This is a genomic window from Hyunsoonleella sp. 2307UL5-6 (assembly GCF_047345485.1).
Lineage (GTDB): Bacteria > Bacteroidota > Bacteroidia > Flavobacteriales > Flavobacteriaceae > Jejuia.
Map to the genome: position 1 here is coordinate 339796 of NZ_JBLFEN010000004.1, position 18829 is coordinate 358624.

The window sequence follows — 18829 nt, forward strand, 5'->3', positions numbered from 1 at the left end:
TTTGTATTGTTTAAAGATACTAACAACTAAAGTATTTACAAAAAAAGGGAAGCTGTTTTAATGTATTTACTTTATCTAACTATATCCCAAATAGACCAAGCTTTTTCTGCTTGTAATTTTAGCATTTTAAGACCATTCATTGTTTTAGCACCTTGTGCTTTACCTAGTCTTAAAAATAGTGTTTCTTCTGGGTTATACACTAAATCAAAAAGAATATGGTTTTCTGAAATACCATTGTAGGGAATTTTTGGGCACTCTTCTATATTAGGAAACGTACCTAAAGGGGTACAATTTATTATGATTTGATATTTAGAAATAATAGCCTCAGTTAAGTCCTCATACGTATATTTTACTTTTTTAGAAGCGGTTCTTGATACATAGTGGCATTTAATTCCGTTTTCTTCCTTTAACGAATACAATATTGCTTTACTGGCACCACCAGTACCTAAAATTAAAGCTTTTTTGTGTCGTTTGGTTAGTAATGGTTTTAATGAATTTATAAATCCATAACAATCTGTATTATAGCCAACAAGCTTACCTTTTTTAGTTAACTTTATAGTGTTTACAGCACCGATAGCTTCCGCCTTTTTATTGAGTTTGTCTAAATAGGGTATTACGTCTTCTTTATAAGGAATAGTAACGTTTAAACCTTTTAAGTTCGTTGTTTCTCGTATGATTTTCGGAAATGTAGTTATGTCTTCAATATCAAAATTTTGATAGCTAACATCTGTAATATTTTCTTTTTCAAACTTAGTTTTAAAATAATTTCTTGAAAATGAGTATGATATATTTTTACCTAAAAGTCCTAATTTATGCATGTTTTTTTCTTTTTTGACCGTATATTTCTAAACCTATTACTATTGCAAAACCCAGTAGTATAAAACCAATGGCAAAGTAAGTTTCTGCGGTTAATTCTGGAATGTAGCGTTTGTAGTTTTCTATAATTTTTTCTCCTCTAGAATCTAATAAAAACGAGCCGTTATCGGTATACTTATAAATTGTTTTTTTCCAAGGCCATACCACACCTAGCGATCCGACTATAAATCCTATTATTGATGCAGTAGTAATGCTTTTATAATGTTTTAAAATATAGCTTAGTAGATGAGAAAAGGTGACGAGACCAGTAACAGAACCCAATGTAAAAACCGCTAAAACCTCAAGCATTCTCATACGGGTTTCATTGTAAATAAAATTGAAATTCCCACTGAATATCTCAGATATAGTATCATAAAGTGCATTAACAGAATCAACTAGTAACAACACATAGTTACCTAATAAAATTAATATAAACGAACCAGAAAACCCAGGTAGTGTCATACCTGATACGCTAATAATACCACAAAAAAAAACAAACAAGAGGTTATCATTTTCTTTAGCAGGGTTTAAAAAACTAATACCTAAACCTAGTGCAATGCCTAAAGCTAAGGATAATAGTGTTTTATTGTTCCAATCTTTAAAATCTTTATTAATATAATATATAGAGCCAACAATCATCCCAAAAAAAACACTCCAAACGTATAATTCGTAATGTAAAATGAGATAGTCTAATACTTTAGAAACACTAAAGTAACTTACAACCATACCAAAAAACAATAACCCTAAAAACTTACCATTTATATAATTAAAAAAGCTTTTAAATCTGCCATTTATAAGTAATTTAAAAGCTTTTCTGTTTACCTTTTTTAATGAGTAGATAAATTCTTCATAAAAGCCTGCAACAAATGCAACAACACCACCAGAAACTCCAGGTACTTTATTAGCAGCACCCATGGCTAGCCCTTTAAGCACTAGAAAAATTTTATCATTAACGGTTTTGGTGTTTTCCATTATTGTTTTTTACTGCCTATTTTTTCAAGAGTTAAAATAGTTAAAAAGCCTAAAATCATCAATACTATGGAGGGTATAAGATGATTGTCTCCATTAAAATTTAAAGGAGAAATACTTTGTTGAATAAGTGGTAACTCTGCGCCTTTAGAGTTTGTATACCAAGATAGTGTTTCTTTCCATGGCCAAACTTTATTTAATGATCCAAAAATAAAACCTGTTAATAACGCAAGTGTGATATTATGATAGTGCTTAAATAACCATTTTAATACATGACTAAAACTTAATAAACCAATAATAGCACCTGTTATAAAAAGTATTATTTTTTTAATATCTACATCGTGTATAGCATCACTAAGGGTTTTGTAAGAACCTAGAATTATAAGTATAAACGAACCAGATATACCAGGTAATATCATAGCACAAATAGCTATAGCGCCAGCTATAAATAGAAAATACTCATTATCACTATTCTCCATTGATGGGAGTGTGGAAATAAAGTATGCTAGAATTGCACCAATACCTAGAGCAATTATGGTTGCAATATTCCATTTTGTAATTTGTTTGCCTACAAAATAGATACTGGCAATAATGAGTCCAAAGAAAAATGACCAAATTAGTATGGGGTGATGTTCTAAAAGGTATTTTGCTAATTTCATAAATGATACAAAACTTACAACGATACCCGTAAGAAGTGCTACTAAAAAATTACCGTTAAGATCTTTCCAAAATTGTACAATACCTTTTTGAAAAAGTGTTTTAAATAAAGGTAGATTGATATTACTTATAGTAGATATTAGTTCTTCATATATTCCAGAGATAAAAGCTATAGTACCTCCAGATACTCCAGGTACAGCATCAGCAGCACCCATAGCTACACCTTTTAAAGAAATAATTAAGTAATCAATAAATCGTCGTTGCATACCTTAAGTTTTAAATATCAAAGGTATATAATTTGAAGTAATTTACGACTTAGAATTTAACAAGCGTTGTACTTGAATATTATCTAATAGTTTAGGGAATAATTCATCTAATATAAAGCTATACTCTCTATTGTATTTTAAGCCGTTTTTTAAATGAAATATGCCTTTATCAATTTCAAGTATTGTAAAAAACAAACCACTTAAACGATATTCAATCTCAGCATGTTCTGGATAGAATTCAGTAGCTTGTTCAAAATTAAAAATAGCTGCTTTTAGTTCTCCTAATTTTAATAATAAATCACCTCTAGCAATCCAAGTATCTATTTCAAAATTACCTAGTTCTAAAGCTCTTTTGTAGCCACATTCTGCTTCTTCAAAGAAATTTAAGCGATGATTTATTTGTGCATATAACTTCCAATAGTTTACATTTTCAGAATCTATATTAATTGCTTTATTAATATAATAAAGTGCTTTTTGAAAGTTTTTTTGCTTTTTATAGAACTTAGTTATAGCTATCCAACCCTTATCCAGCAAAGGATCTTCATGAACTGTTTTATAGTAATATTGTAAGGCTAAATCTAAATTTTTAAGTTTTTCGTAGCAATGCCCAATTCTTAGTAGCGCAAAAGATGTAGGATCATCTAATGTTAAGGTAATAGTATAATTTTCAATGGCTTCTGTATAATTGCGTTGCTTTTCTAAAACCTTTCCGCGTTCTAGATAAGCGCCAACAAAAGTATCATCTGAAATTATAGCAAAATCAAAAGCTGCTAATGCTTTTTTATATTTTTTTGATGTAATGTACTGTTTTCCTAATTGGTGCCATGCAATTTCGCAATAGGGGTTTTTATCTAAAAATATATTCAGATACTCTATAGCCTCATTATGCTGCTCTAAATAGTCAAAACAATATATGACATTATATAGAGCCGAATAATCATCAATATCTTGTTCAAGACATTTCATAAAATTAGTCTTGGCATCTTCAAAAGCATCTATAAATAAATATTCCATTCCAATGAGGGAATAAATATCTGAAACATCAGCTGTTAAGCTTAATGTATGTTTAAGTACATCTATGGCTTTTTCGTGCTTATCTTGTTTGGATAGTATGTTTGCCTTTTGAATAAAAATTTCTTCATTATGTGGCTCTAGTTGATACAGCTTATTTAAAAGCGCATTAGCATCATCAAGATTATTCTCAAAAATAAATATTTCAACTTTAAACAGTTTTAAGTTTATTGATGAAGGGTGTTGTTGCAGCCCAAGTTTAATAGCTTTTTTAGCTAAAGCTATTTTACCTTGGTTAAGGTAATGGTGGATTATATTTTCAAACTCTTCTGAATCAAAAAACAAAACATGGTTTGTTTTTAACATAGATTCAAATTTTGTAAGAGGTAAATTGTTGTTGTCGCTTTGACTAAACTCCATAAACACGTTTGAGTGTACTGTTCAACTTTTATAAAAGTAGCGTTCTATTACAGGTTTTTAGGAATTTTATATTAAATGTTTTTAACAAAGTAATGAACAGTTTAATACATAATTAGCATTAAGCGTTTGTTTTTAGTTAAAAATCAGAGGGTTAATTGTTCTCTTTTGTTGCTATTTTATCTAGAATATTACAGATTATAGAGCATCCTTTAATAATTTCATCTTTAGAAATGGTTAAAGGTGGTGTTATTCTAACCGCTCTTGGCTCAAATAATAACCAAAAAAGTATTAAACCTTTATGTTGACTTTCTAGTACAAGTGTATTTGCAATATCTGCTGTTGGAAGTATAAGGGCTAGCATTAACCCTTTGCCTCTAATTTCTTTGATTAAAGAATGTTTAAGACGATTTTTGAATAATTTTTCCTTTTCAATAGTTTGAGAGATTAAGTTGCTTTCTGTGATTTCTTTTAATGTAGCTAAAGCCGATGCAGCAATTAATGGATGTCCACCAAATGTTGTAATATGTCCGAGTTTAGGGTTATCCATTAAAAGATCCATTACCTCTGTTGAAGCTGTAAATGCACCAATAGGTAAACCACCCCCGAGACCTTTTCCCGTAACTAAAATATCAGGAATACAATTGTAGTGTTCAAAACCAAATAGTTTTCCTGTTCTTCCTATTCCTGGTTGTATTTCATCTAAGATAAGTAGTGCACCAGTATCATTGCATCTCTCACGTACTTTTTTTAAGTAGTTATTTTTAGGCTCAATAAATCCTGCACCACCTTGTATGGTCTCTAGAATAACACAAGCTGTTTTTGTAGTGATATGTTTTAGATCAGCTTCATTATTAAACTCAATAAATTTAACATCAGGTAATAATGGTCTAAATGCTTTTTTTCTTTCTTCGTAACCCATAACGCTTAAAGCTCCCATGGTGTTACCGTGGTACGCTTTTTTAGCTGAAATTATTTCGCTTCTTCCTGTAGCTCGTCTTGCAAGTTTTAAAGCACCTTCTATGGCTTCTGTCCCAGAATTAGTTAAATAGGTTTTTTGTAACGTTTCAGGTAAATGTTTAGCTAATAGTCTTGTAAGATCTACTGCTGGTTTTTGAATATACTCACCATAAACCATAACATGAAGGTATTTATTTAATTGCGATGTTATAGCTTGATTTATTTTTGGATGATTGTGGCCTAAAGGGCAGGCAGATACTCCTGCAACAAAATCTAGATAGGGTGTCTGGTTTGTGTCATAAATATAGCTACCAGTAGCATGCGAAACTTCCATTGCCAACGGGTGCGGTGTGGTTTGTGCTTGGTGTTTGAAGAAGTCTTCCTTCATTATGGCTAATTTTTATCTTTAGATATGAGAGGTTTTGGCAATGAGGTTTTAGTAACTTTTTTTTCTATTAAGGGTTTGCTTTTAATCTTTTTAGCCTTTTTTGTGTTTATAGTTGGTACCTTATTTAGCTGCTTTTTAGTGTTTTTTAAAGGTGCTTCATCAAAAAAATCGTCTTCAGGAATATAATCATCAAGTCCTTTAATTATAGGTAATTCTAGTGGAGGATCATCCTTAAATAAATCTTCAACACTATTAGGCTTCTCTTCTTCTCTCCAATCAAAACCTTTTAAAATACGTTCTTTTTTTGGAAAATCTTCTTCTGGATACACTTTACCATCTACTTGATTGATTTTTCTAACTTCGTCAATAGCATTATCATATAATAGGATCTTAATTAAACCAGATTTAGATTTATCAATACCTACTAACTCACCATTATCATTTCTCATGTAATAAATGGATTGCGCATTTTTAATAATATCAACATTATATAGTTCATTTTCATCATTAAATAAACCTACAAGTTTTTTTCCATTAATTTGGTTATGGCCGTTACCAAGAGAGTCTTTACTAATTAAAAATGCATTATTAAATACAATGAGCGAATCTAGTTTATCATTTTCAGTATCCGATTGTAAATGAATGGTATCTCCAGTCATTTGGTTACCTAAATTCCATAAAATTGGTTTTCTTGCTGTAGAAAATGCGGTACCAGTTTTTGAGTCGTTTATGTTAATAAGCTGTGTTAATCCAGTTTCATGATTAACATGAATAGAATCTGATTTACCACTCATATCAGATTTATAAAGCTTTACATTTCTAAATATACGTGTTATACGCTTCTCTGGCTTACCAGTAAGCATAAGGGTATCCCCATGTATATATACGGAGTCTTTATCTTGTACTGTAATAGCATAAGCACGTTTTGTTATAAATATAGAATCTTTTGCTTTAAACACTTCAGCGTAATGTCCTTTTACAACGCTATTATTTAGGGTATCAGTAATTTTAATATTATTTGTGGCAGAGGAGAAGTTTGTATTTTGATCAAAATATAAACTATCACCCACTATTTCTTTACCATCATAATCAATCTTAGCGTTTTTCATGGCATAACCAATTTTTGCCTTAGTATCATAAAAACCTTTTTCGCAATAGGTTACACTTTCTGTTGTGGTTATTGTTGATGGTCCAAATAAATAAGCATTTCCAGTATCAGAATAAAAATCAAAATAATCTGTTACTATTTCTGCATCAGGATTTGTAAGTACAACGTTTTCAACAAATCTGTACTTTTTTTGTTGCATATAGTATCTGCCAATTTTGCTAGTAATGGTACCAGAAGAATCTTTCACAACAGTACCATTACTTCTGTAAAAAGCTTGTTGGCGTTCTCTGTCAAAATATAAAGTGTCTGAACTAATTGTAGAACTAGGGTCTGTTAAAACCACGTTACCACTAGCAAATGCTAACTGTGTAGCGCCATTATATTCAACATACTTAGACGTCATATTAATAGTATCACCTTGTATCATTTTTACATTTCCATATGCTTCAATAAAATTTTCTTTACCAAAATAATAGGCCTTGTCGCACCACATATCTGTTCCACTATGAAAAATATGAACCTGCTCAGAGTCGTCACGGGTTAAAATTTGTGCGCCAGGGTGTTTGTTTTCGTCTTTATTTAAAAAACCAGAGTATTTAATTTCGATTTTTTGTTGAGAATAGAGTACAGAAACTCCATAAAATATAAATAAAAAAAACAGGTAAGAAGTGATAGGTGTTTTCAAGTTAAAAATAATTTATAACAAAAATAACGATAATATTATAGTATAAGTATGAAGCAACAAAAAACGCTCCAAAATAATTTTTGAAGCGTTTTTTTAGATTTAACTATTTATTAAAATTTAAATCTTAGCAGATTTAACTGTTTTTATGATTCTACCTGCAATTTTGTATGGATCTCCGTTAGATGCTGGTCTTCTATCTTCTAACCATCCTTTCCAACCTTTCTCTACAGTAATAATTGGAATACGGATTGAAGCTCCTCTATCTGAAATTCCATAAGAGAAATCTGTAATAGCTGCAGTTTCGTGATCTCCTGTTAAACGTTGGTCGTTAAACTCTCCGTAAACAGCAATGTGTTCTTTTACAACAGGACGGAACGCTTCACAAATAGCTTCGTAAGTTTCTTTAGACCCACATGTTCTTAAAACCTCATTTGAGAAGTTTGCATGCATACCAGAACCATTCCAGTCCATATCTTTACCTAATGGTTTTGGATGGTAATCAATATAATAACCATACTTTTCGGTTAAACGATCTAATAAATATCTTGCAATCCAAATTTCATCACCCGCTTTTTTAGCTCCTTTTGCAAACAATTGAAATTCCCACTGTCCAGAAGCAACTTCTTGGTTAATACCTTCAAAGTTTAAACCTGCATCGATACATAAATTTGCATGTTCTTCAACTAAACCTCTACCGTGGGTATTTCTTCCTCCTACAGAACAGTAATACATTCCTTGAGGAGCAGGATAACCACCTACAGGAAATCCTAAAGGCAATTGCGTTTTAGTATCCATAATAAAATACTCTTGCTCGAAACCAAACCAAAAATCATTATCATCATCATCAATAGTAGCTCTACCATTAGATACATGAGGTGTTCCGTCAGCATTTAAAACTTCTGTCATTACTAAATAGCCATTTATTCTATCTGGATCAGGATAAATAGCCACAGGTTTTAATAAACAATCAGAAGATCCTCCTTCTGCTTGTCTTGTTGACGATCCATCAAAAGACCAGTTTCCTAGCTCATCTAATGTTCCTTTAAAGTTTTCATGTTCTTCAACCTTAGTTTTACTTCTCAAGTTTTGTGTTGGAAAGTAACCATCTAGCCAAATATACTCTAATTTAATTTTTGCCATAATTAATATTTTATAATGAATATCTTATTGTAATAAACACAAATATATATTTTTATCAAGATACTTTAAATTTTAGGGGTGGTTTTCATAAAAAGCAATGTTGTTTTTATTTATACCCTATTTTTTTATGGTTTATTTTAAAAAAAGTATAGTAAATTATGCATATATTGAAATATCTTTAATTATAATAAATATTATTTTGGGGTGTTTGTTTACCATTATCCACTATTTTTGTAGCAAAATATTACAAAAAATAAACCAATTTAAATCATGGCAATTTTACGATTTCATGCGCTTAAGGCTTCTATAAATTATAAATCTACTACGTTTCTTGAAGACGGTAAACGATCAGAAAACTTTGGATTAAATGTGTTTAATGTAAATACAATGCGCCAGTATCTTACAAAAGATGCTTTTTTAGGTGTAATGAGTGCTGTTGAAGATGGAAAAAAAATTAATAGAACTGTAGCAGATCAAGTCGCGTCTTCTATGAAAGATTGGGCGCTATCTAAAGGTGTTACACATTATACACATTGGTTTCAGCCCTTAACAGGTGCTACAGCAGAGAAACACGATGCTTTTTTTGAGACACTAGAAAATGGAAACGCTATTGAAAAATTTGGTGGTAATCAATTAGTACAACAAGAACCTGATGCTTCTAGTTTTCCTAGTGGTGGTATTCGTAATACGTTTGAGGCCAGAGGCTACACCGCTTGGGATCCTACCTCACCAGCATTTATATATGAAACTACCTTGTGTATTCCTACCATTTTTGTGGCTTACACAGGTGAGGCTTTAGATTTTAAAACCCCTTTATTAAGAGCATTACACGCCGTAGATGATGCTGCAACAGCTATATGTAAGTATTTTGATAAAAATGTAAAAAAAGTAACCTCGTCTATGGGGTGGGAGCAAGAGTATTTTTTAGTTGATAAAAATCTTGCAGCAAGCAGACCAGATATTACTTTAACTGGGCGCACATTACTAGGACATTCATCTGCAAAAGGTCAGCAGTTAGACGATCATTATTTTGGATCCATTCCAAATCGTGCCCTAAATTTTATGCGCGACTTAGAAAATCAATGCATGCTTTTAGGTATACCTGTAAAAACACGCCATAACGAAGTGGCACCGAACCAATTTGAAATAGCACCAATTCATGAAGAAGCAAATTTAGCAGTAGATCATAATTCATTACTTATGGATGTTATGGGGCGCGTAGCTTCGCGTCATAATTTTAAAGTGCTTTTACACGAAAAACCGTTTGCTAATATTAATGGTTCTGGAAAACACAATAATTGGTCGTTATCAACAAATACAGGAATTAACCTATTAAAACCAGGTAAAACACCAATGAGTAACCTACAGTTTTTAACCTTCTTTATTAACACGATAATGGCGGTGTATGAAAACGAAGAGTTACTAAGATCATCAATAGCATCTGCAAGTAACGATCATCGTTTAGGGGCAAATGAAGCACCACCAGCAATAATTTCAATATTTATAGGAGAACAACTTACAAAGGTGTTACAAGAATTAGAAGGTGTTACAAAAGGAAAATTATCCCCAAAAGAAAAAACCGATTTAAAACTAAATGTAGTTGGTAAAATACCCGATGTACTTTTGGATAATACCGATAGAAATAGAACATCACCTTTTGCATTTACAGGTAATAAATTTGAATTTAGAGCTGTAGGTTCCATGGAGAATTGTGGCAATCCAATGATGGTGCTTAATACCATTGTAGCTAAACAACTTAAAGAGTTTAAAAAGGAAGTAGACGTACTTATTGAAGATAAAAATTTTAAAAAAGACGAAGCTATTTTTAATGTATTAAGAGAATATATTAAAGCTTCAAAAGATATTTTATTTGAAGGTAATGGCTATGGAGAAGCTTGGGAAAAAGAGGCAAAATCTAGAGGCTTAAGTAATAATAAAACAACGCCAGAAGCTCTAAAGGTTAAGTTGCATAAAAGCACCATAAACTTATTTAACGAAATGAACGTTATGAGTAAAATAGAATCCGAAGCGCGCTACGAAGTTGCAATGGAAGCTTACATTAATCATATACAGATTGAAAGTCGTGTTTTAGGTGATATTGCTAGAAACCATATAGTGCCAACTGCGGTTAAGTATCAAAATATATTAATTGAAAACGTAAAGGGATTAAAAGAAATTTACGAAAATGACTATAAAAATTTAGCCAAAGAGCAGCTTAATCTCATCAAAGCAATTTCAAAACATATTGATGGTATTAATAGCAATGTTACTAAAATGATTAACGCACGTAAAACAGCAAATACTTTAGAGGATGTTACTAAAAAAGCCGAAGCTTACTGTGAAACTGTTAAACCATTTTTAGCGGATATACGTTACCATTGTGATAAATTAGAGCTTTTAGTAGATGACGAGCTTTGGCCCCTAACTAAGTATAGAGAATTACTGTTTATAAGATAGTTGTTTAAGCTATAATATGTTAATTATATAAAATTTTGGTGCTTTTAATTAGCTTATCGTCTTTTTTTAAATATTAAGGTATTAGGGCGTTACCCTATCGGGTCGGGCTTTTCATTATATCTTTTTAAAAAGTATCCTACTAAAAATAAACTATTAGGTTATTTGCCAAATTGGTACATTACGTTTAGTATTATACTTATATTTTTTTAAAAAGGATGCCATTTCAATCCCTAACGCGGGTGTATCTGCCAAAGCATTTTTAGTATATCAGCATTCTACATATCTGTATAAGTAATTGTTTAAAAAATAACATGACAAATACCTAAAACTAATTTATAATACGAGTTCACTCATTAATATATTAAGTTTAATAAAACAGGATAGTTTATAATATTTCTTATTTTTAGTTTCGAGAGAACAATAAATATTATATCATGAAAACACATTTAAGTATCTCAATGCCAAAACCGTGCTCAAAGCAGTTTAGTCAGTTTAAAACAACAATAAACGGAGGTTACTGCAACCCCTGTAAACAAGAGGTTATCGATTTTAGGCAAATGCCAGATAGTGCATTAGTAAATCATTTTAAACAGCATAATACTAAAACTTGTGGTATTTTTAAACAGTCGCAATTACATAACGCCATGCAAAATTCTACAGGTAAACAACAAAAAACTAGTATCTTAAAAATAGCAGCAATAGCTGTGTTTTCAATACTTTCTTTACATACAATACAAGCTCAAAATAAAACAACTAATACACCTGTTCAAAAAGAAGTTACACAAAATAACGTGTTGCGTGGTATCGTTTTAGATGAAGATGGTCCACTTGCTGGAGCCAATATTTTATTAAAAGACACACGAATAGGCGCAACTGCCGATTTTGATGGTAAGTTTAAATTTCCAAAGGCCTTAAAAGAAGGCGATGTACTTTTGGTAAGCTATTTAGGGTATAAAACTCAAAAAGTTATAATTAAAAAAGGAGAGACTTTTTTAAATATTAAATTATCTGGTGACGATATTGATTTATTGGGTGCGGTAGAGGTAAATGCAGTATATAGCTCTAAGCGTAAGTAATTTTTAAGTTTGATAAAATCATTTTTATATATTTTAATCCTGTTTTTAAGTTTTCAAACGGAAGCTCAAAAACAGGATTTTGCACATATAGATTTTAACAAGGCAGATCGTATTGCAAAATCTCATACTAATGCCTCATTACGTAATATGCCAGTTTTGGTGTATAATTTAACCAATACCTTAACAACCGAAGTAGAAAAATTTAGAGCCATCCATACTTGGGTGTGTTTAAATATAGAGAGCGATCATTATTTTAGTGATGCTACAATTAAAAAGAGACATCAATTAATTAATAATAAAGCTGCTCTTGCTAAATGGAATACAAAAGTGCAATCTAAAGTTTATAAAAAGCTGTTACGAGAAAAAAAAACAATATGTTCGGGTTATGCCTATATACTTAAGGCATTATGCAATCTGGCAAATATAGAATGCGAAATTGTAAATGGATATGCACGCACAGTAAGTACAAATGTAAATACTGTTGATTTTCCTAATCATTCATGGAATGTGGTAAAACTTAATAACAAATGGTACTTTGCAGATACCACACAGGCCAGTGGTTTTTTCAATTTAGATGAACCACAATTTATTAAAAACTATATTGAGGGTTATTTTTTACCAGAGCCAGAATTATTTGCTAAAAATCATTTTCCTTTAGATACAAAATGGCTGCTTTTAGAAGATGCTATCTCGCTTACCTCGTTTGTAAAAGGCCCAATTATTTATCAAAATAGTTATAAATACGGTGTTATTCCTTTAAACCCTGAGATTTTGGTAACTAAAATTAAAACAGGAGAAACGGTTGTTTTTCGTTTTAAAATTTTAAATAGCGAGGTTTTAAAGACTACAAAACTTTTGTTAAGCTCTAGTTTTCGTTCTAAAACCATTGTGCCAAATAGCACCGCTTATAAAAATGGAATTTTAGAGTTACAACATCAATTTAATAAAAAAGGACAATACGATGTGCATTTAAAAATTGATAATGCTGTAGTATCATCTTGCACAGTAAATGTTGAAAAATGAAAAACCGTTGTATCCTCTCAGGTTACTAAATCATTTTTTATTAAAAATACATTTCTTACATTTAAGCAGTAAATAAAAAATATGCTTAAAAAAGTTTATGCAAGTGCTGTGTTTGGTGTAGAAGCCTCCACTGTAACTGTAGAGGTTAATGTAGATAAAGGCGTGGGCTATCATTTAGTAGGATTGCCAGATAATGCTATAAAAGAAAGTAATTTTAGAATTGCCGCTGCGCTTCAAAATAACGGCTATAGAATTCCAGGAAAAAAAATAATCATTAATATGTCTCCAGCAGATTTGCGAAAGGAGGGAAGTGCCTACGATTTAACCTTGGCAATAGGTATTCTGGCCTCAACCAATCAAATTAAAGCTGACAATTTAGACCACTATTTAATTATGGGCGAACTCTCTTTAGATGGCAGTTTGCAACCCATAAAAGGCGCATTACCTATAGCTGTAAAGGCAAGGGAAGAAGGTTATAAAGGCTTTATTTTGCCAATACAAAATGCTAAAGAAGCCGCTATTGTTGATAACCTAGAGGTGTACGGTATAGAAAATATTAAGCAGGTTATTAATTTTTTTGATAAAAACGAACCTCTAGAACAAACCATAATTGATACAAGAAAAGAGTTTGAGAAAAACTTAGATTTCCCTGAGTTTGATTTTGCTGATGTAAAAGGGCAAGAAGGTATTAAACGTTGTATGGAAATTGCAGCAGCTGGCGGCCATAATATTATTTTAATTGGACCTCCAGGAGCAGGTAAAACCATGTTGGCAAAACGCTTACCGAGTATTTTACCACCAATGACTTTGCATGAAGCTTTAGAAACCACAAAGATTCATTCCGTTGTGGGGCGTGTAAAAGATACAGGATTGATGGCACAACGGCCTTTTCGAAGTCCGCATCATACTATCAGTAACGTAGCCTTAGTTGGTGGTGGCAGTTATCCGCAACCTGGAGAGATTTCATTGTCGCATAACGGGGTGTTGTTTTTAGATGAATTACCAGAATTTAAGCGTGAGGTTTTAGAAGTAATGCGTCAACCTTTAGAAGATAGAGAAGTAACGATTTCTAGGGCAAAATTTACGGTAACTTATCCATCATCGTTTATGTTGGTGGCGAGTATGAACCCAAGTCCGGGAGGTTATTTTAACGATCCTGATGCACCTGTAACGTCTAGTCCTGCGGAAATGCAACGCTATTTGGGTAAAATTTCTGGTCCGTTATTAGACAGGATTGATATCCATATTGAAGTGACACCAGTACCTTTTGATAAGTTAAGTGATGATAGAAAAGGAGAATCTTCCGTGGATATTAGAAAACGCGTTACCCAAGCTAGAGCATTACAAACCCAACGTTTTGCAGATTCTGATGTTGTACATTACAATGCGCAAATGAATGTAAAGCAAATTAGAAAACATTGTGTGTTGGATGATGCCTCTAAAGCATTATTGAAAACCGCTATGGAACGCTTGAATTTATCAGCCAGGGCTTATGATAGGATTTTGAAAGTATCTAGAACGATAGCTGATTTGGAAGGTACTCAAGATGTAAATGGCTCTCATATTAGTGAAGCGATACAGTATCGTAGTTTGGATCGTGAAGGGTGGTTGGGTTGACAAATTCCTGCGGAGGCAGGAATCTTATTAATAAAGGTTATTAACCAATCTTTGACGCCACTAGTCACAGACTAGCGGTAGCGGGGGAGTAAGTAAAAGTAATTAGTCACTGACTAGTAACTTTTATTTCTTATTAAATCAACCATACTAGCTCTGTTGACACTATGGACAAGGTATTAACTGTCAGGGTATTAATAAAATACTACTACTTTTAGTTGTAGAGAGGACTCTTAGTTCTTAAGCTTTGTAGGTTTTTACAAAATTTAGATATATAATCAGAACGTTTTTTTGATGTTTTATATACTTTTCCTTTTTCAGAGTATTCATATGTCTTTTCCCAATCCTTCATTAAAAAGTATGCTATTGCCATATTATTATATAGTCCGCCGATAATTTTATCATTAATTTTAGCTTTTTTAGTATTTGGCTCGTATTCTGCTATAGCATTCTGCCAAATATTAATGCAATTTTTAATTTTTTGTTTAGATTTTTCGTCTTTGATAAAAAGCTTTCTAGTGTTTTTTGTTATTGTTTTAATAGAATCGAAGGCCTGTTGTAGATTTGAATAATCGTATTTTTTCCCTTTACCCATTGTAATTTTGAAGCTGACATTTTTAACAGTATAACCATATTTTTCACTAATCATATCTGAAAAATCAAGAATTCTTTTGTCTAGCATATTTCGGTACATGCCAAATGCCTTCTTTTTACCATCTCGTTTTAATATTTTAGCTGCTAACCCTATTTGTTCCATTGCACCTGTATCATAAATTTGTTCTGAAACAAAATCTTTTTGAACAATTATGTCTTTGCCGTTTAAAACATCACGCATCAAAATATCTGATTTAATTGATGAAGTTATGATTAACTGTTCAGCTGGGACTTCAACTCGTTCACCATCTTTTTTAACAGTTGTGGTAGTTTTATTGATTTCCGATTTGTATTTAGCTGAGTGAAAATTCATTTTTAAAAGAACATGTGCTTTGGTCGATTCTTCAGTTTTAGTATAACCGTTAAATCTAAGCTTTATATTTTTAATCTTCTTGATTGTAAAACCATTAATATCAGCTATTTCAGGTATAGTATTAAGAATCTCAGTATAATAGGTTTTTACGTTTTTTGGAAGTGGATCTGTTGGTGGTTTAACATATTTAATACTTATATTTTTATAGCTAGGTTTTTGTGCCGATATACTTAAAAAAACAAAAAGCAAAGAATAAATAAAAAGAAAATATTTTATCATAATTACAAAAAAATATAGTTAATAACATTCCAAATATATGATAAATAATAATTTAATATGATTTATATTTGAATTTAGCCTCCGCTACCGCTAAGCTCCGCTTAGTGGCGACAAGAGTGATTTTTTCTGTTTCCAGTTGAGAAGTATGTAGAAATACTCCTTACCAAAGTAGAAATTTTGTAAAAATAAATTAATGAAGCTACGAACGAGACGTTCGCGATAGGTAGGAATATTCTAAAATTAATTTAAAATAGTTTATGACTAGTGTTGATTTGAGTGGTAAAAACTAAGTTGAAATTTACCAGATACAACTTTTTTTCAAAGAGTTGGCAAACCAACCCGAACCATTACGTTTAAATCCATAGCCAGAAACGTAAACTTAGAGTTAGAATGCATCGATAGCGTTCAGCACAGACTTCCCCGACGAAGTCAAGATTGAGTATTGAAATACTTATATTTTCGAATATTTTTTTTGAAATAAAAATCAATGCGTAAAGCCAGTCTCGACCTTAGGAGGTTAGCCATTAAAAACAGGCTTCCCACTCTTTAAAGTGCTATTACATAAATAACTTTACATAATCCGCTCATCGGCATCCCAAACACCAGAGTCTGTAATATCTCCTGTAGCACTAAAAATTTTGCCTTTACCATTTTTAAGGTTTTCTTTCCATTTACCACTCCATTTTGTGCCATCTTGTAAAATAAGAGAGCCTTTACCATGGCGTTTGCTTCTTTTAAAAGCCCCTTCGTAACGCATACCACTTGGAAATATATAAGTGCCACGTCCGGAGATATATTTTCCGTTTAAGTTTCCAGAATACGATGCGCCATCTGGCCAAAAAATATTGCCTTTAACGTATTTGCCTTGTTGAATTTCTACATCAAAACTAACGCCTTCTAGTTGAAATTTATACCAACCATCAGTCAGTAGTTGTAAATCATTATTTGTAGGTAAAGTATTAATATTTTGAGCTGAAACAGTTCCAAAAGTGATAAGTGATATGATAAAAAGTAGTGTTTTCATAATATAAGTTTTTTATTTAGGTCGTTACCTTTTTGTAAAAACTTACAGAATGGTTAGTAGATTATTTTTATAATGATGGTTTTGAAACGCAGGATTTTTGATTGTGTTTACTAAAAGAAACGACAGAATTGCTAAGTGTTTTAAGTTACTGTTTTAAAGATAGTTTAGGTATGTAAAGTGGAGATATACGCTTTTTGATAATACTAAATTACACTAATAATTAGTTAACTCGTAACTAGAAACCTTGCCATTTGTAATGGTAATATGATATAGGTTTCCATAGTCGTTTTCATTTATATCCGCATACACATCACTCTTAATTATCGCATTTACCAATTTTGGAATAGTGTTGCTATGACCAACAATTAGAATGTTGTTATTAGAGGTTACTAATGTTTTAGCCTTAAGTGTAAAGGGTTTATAAATTGTAACTTCAAGGTTGTTTTTAAGTGCTGTTGGTTTAGCTGTCTGTAAGGTCCTGTTATAGTTCGTAGCATATACAGCTTGCAGTGGAAAAGCACTTAAAATAGTACTTAATTGTGCCGCACGTAACATACCTTCTGGTGTTAATTTTGGATTATGGTCCTCAGGATTTGTTGTGTCTTTTTCAGCATGCCTTACTAGATATAGATGATTGCTAGTAGTTTTAACTTCTGTGTGTTTATCTGTATTATTTTTACAAGACAATAGAGAAGAAAAAATAAAAAGAAGTAAGTATTTTTTCATTATGTAGCTAAATGTTAATTCATAACTAATTTAAGGCTATTATTTTATATTTTTATGGAATGAAAAAAATTATAATAGTTTTAGTTGGTTTGGTTGCCCTTAATTGTAACACTTCAAAAGAAGAAAAAAAGACACCTGAACACGTAAAAGCTATAGAAATTGTTTCGGCGCCTATTTTAAATATAGAACAAGCACAAAAATTGGCCGACTTACCTTTGCATTGTATGAATATCGAATACCCAAACCGCTTATCGCAAACTTTGGGTAGTGCTAAAGATTTAAAACCACCCACTGTTTTGCACCCTGCATTTTATGGATGTTTCGATTGGCATTCTTCGGTTCATGGGCATTGGAGTTTGGTGAGCCTTTTAAAATCATTTCCAAATATAGAAGGAGCAGCGACGATTAAAGAACGCTTACTCAGTAATATTTCTAAAGAAAATATAGAAGCTGAGGTAGCTTATTTTAAAGGAAAACACAATACATCTTACGAGCGTACCTATGGTTGGGCTTGGTTACTAAAACTAGCGGAAGCATTACATAGTTGGGAGGATGCTACCGCAAGACAATTAGAGCGTAATTTACAACCGCTAACCGATTTAATTGTTGAAAAATATATTGCGTTTTTGCCTAAGCTTAACTATCCACAGCGCGTGGGCACGCATACCAATACTGCTTTTGGATTATCGTTTGCTTATGATTATGCCGAAACTTTAGGAGATGACAACTTAAAAAATGCAATTAAAAAAAGAGCCTTGTTTTTTTTTACTGATGACGCACAATGCCGAATAGGTTGGGAACCTAGTGGTAGTGATTTTTTATCTCCATGTTTAGAAGAAGCGGCGCTAATGAAACGTTTATTGCCACTAGAAGATTATAAAATATGGCTTGATAAATTTTTACCACAATTAAAACAAAAAGATTTTAATATTGAGGTGGGTATTGTATCTGATAGAACCGATGGACACTTGGTGCATTTAGATGGTGTAAATTTTTCGCGCGCTTGGAATTTTTATAAAATAGCCGAGGGATTACCAGAATACGCGCATCTTAAAAATATAGGCCACCAGCATATTAAATATTCCTTACCAAGTATTTTTGGTGATAGTTATGAAGGCGGACATTGGTTAGGTAGTTTTGCTATTTATGCACTAAACGCTTCTAAATTATAATCGGTTTTTGTTAAACAAACTTTAATTTGTTTAAA

15 protein-coding genes are annotated in these 18829 nt (G+C 31.7%); 5 read left to right on the top strand and 10 right to left on the bottom strand.

Features of this window, described 5'->3' with window-relative positions; genetic code table 11:
• Positions 1 to 71: 71 nt before the first annotated feature.
• From ACKGJY_RS09635 to ACKGJY_RS09665, 7 genes are all read right to left on the bottom strand, one after another.
• Positions 72 to 818: a shikimate dehydrogenase family protein gene (locus tag ACKGJY_RS09635; protein WP_413973669.1), complete on the bottom strand. Its 747-nt coding sequence runs from the start codon at positions 816 to 818 to the stop codon at positions 72 to 74.
• Positions 811 to 1827: a DUF368 domain-containing protein gene (locus ACKGJY_RS09640; protein ID WP_413973670.1), complete on the bottom strand. Its 1017-nt coding sequence runs from the start codon at positions 1825 to 1827 to the stop codon at positions 811 to 813. Before ACKGJY_RS09640 ends, ACKGJY_RS09635 begins: the two co-directional genes overlap by 8 nt.
• Entirely contained in the window at positions 1827 to 2747 is a 921-nt protein-coding gene (locus ACKGJY_RS09645; RefSeq protein WP_413973671.1) for a DUF368 domain-containing protein, read from the bottom strand. Before ACKGJY_RS09645 ends, ACKGJY_RS09640 begins: the two co-directional genes overlap by 1 nt.
• Before the next feature lie 42 nt (positions 2748 to 2789).
• Positions 2790 to 4178, bottom strand: a complete 1389-nt coding sequence (locus ACKGJY_RS09650) for a tetratricopeptide repeat protein (RefSeq protein ID WP_413973672.1) — start codon at positions 4176 to 4178, stop codon at positions 2790 to 2792.
• A gap of 151 nt (positions 4179 to 4329) precedes the next feature.
• Entirely contained in the window at positions 4330 to 5523 is a 1194-nt protein-coding gene (locus ACKGJY_RS09655) for an aspartate aminotransferase family protein (RefSeq protein WP_413973673.1), read from the bottom strand.
• Positions 5524 to 5528: 5 nt separating this feature from the next.
• Positions 5529 to 7316: an OstA-like protein gene (locus ACKGJY_RS09660; RefSeq protein ID WP_413973674.1), complete on the bottom strand. Its 1788-nt coding sequence runs from the start codon at positions 7314 to 7316 to the stop codon at positions 5529 to 5531.
• A 117-nt stretch (positions 7317 to 7433) separates the two neighbouring features.
• Positions 7434 to 8456, bottom strand: coding sequence for a glutamine synthetase beta-grasp domain-containing protein (locus tag ACKGJY_RS09665; protein WP_413973675.1), 1023 nt, complete (start codon positions 8454 to 8456; stop codon positions 7434 to 7436).
• Positions 8457 to 8726: 270 nt separating this feature from the next.
• On the opposite strand from ACKGJY_RS09665, the gene ACKGJY_RS09670 reads away from it, so the two are divergent.
• The 4 genes from ACKGJY_RS09670 to ACKGJY_RS09685 all read left to right on the top strand — a co-directional run bounded on the left by ACKGJY_RS09670 (position 8727) and on the right by ACKGJY_RS09685 (position 14629).
• Positions 8727 to 10913 (top strand): glutamine synthetase III, encoded by a 2187-nt coding sequence (locus tag ACKGJY_RS09670; protein ID WP_413973676.1) that lies wholly within the window; start codon positions 8727 to 8729, stop codon positions 10911 to 10913.
• A gap of 434 nt (positions 10914 to 11347) precedes the next feature.
• Positions 11348 to 11989 carry a carboxypeptidase-like regulatory domain-containing protein gene (locus ACKGJY_RS09675; protein WP_413973677.1) on the top strand — a complete coding sequence of 214 codons (642 nt, stop codon included), beginning with the start codon at positions 11348 to 11350 and terminating at the stop codon, positions 11987 to 11989.
• 9 nt (positions 11990 to 11998) lie between these two features.
• Entirely contained in the window at positions 11999 to 13012 is a 1014-nt protein-coding gene (locus ACKGJY_RS09680; protein ID WP_413973678.1) for a transglutaminase domain-containing protein, read from the top strand.
• 81 nt (positions 13013 to 13093) lie between these two features.
• The gene (locus tag ACKGJY_RS09685) at positions 13094 to 14629 is read left to right on the top strand and encodes a YifB family Mg chelatase-like AAA ATPase (RefSeq protein WP_413973679.1); all 1536 of its coding nucleotides are present in this window, start codon (positions 13094 to 13096) and stop codon (positions 14627 to 14629) included.
• Positions 14630 to 14840: 211 nt separating this feature from the next.
• Here ACKGJY_RS09685 and ACKGJY_RS09690 read toward each other — a convergent pair whose 3' ends face one another.
• The 3 genes from ACKGJY_RS09690 to ACKGJY_RS09700 form a co-directional block, all read right to left on the bottom strand.
• Entirely contained in the window at positions 14841 to 15872 is a 1032-nt protein-coding gene (locus ACKGJY_RS09690) for a hypothetical protein (RefSeq protein WP_413973680.1), read from the bottom strand.
• Between the two features lie 571 nt (positions 15873 to 16443).
• Entirely contained in the window at positions 16444 to 16896 is a 453-nt protein-coding gene (locus ACKGJY_RS09695) for a hypothetical protein (protein ID WP_413973681.1), read from the bottom strand.
• Positions 16897 to 17109: 213 nt separating this feature from the next.
• A complete protein-coding gene (locus ACKGJY_RS09700) occupies positions 17110 to 17622 on the bottom strand; it encodes a SixA phosphatase family protein (protein WP_413973682.1) in 513 nt (170 codons plus the stop codon).
• Between the two features lie 59 nt (positions 17623 to 17681).
• On the opposite strand from ACKGJY_RS09700, the gene ACKGJY_RS09705 reads away from it, so the two are divergent.
• The gene (locus ACKGJY_RS09705) at positions 17682 to 18794 is read left to right on the top strand and encodes a DUF2891 domain-containing protein (RefSeq protein WP_413973683.1); all 1113 of its coding nucleotides are present in this window, start codon (positions 17682 to 17684) and stop codon (positions 18792 to 18794) included.
• Positions 18795 to 18829: the final 35 nt, after the last annotated feature.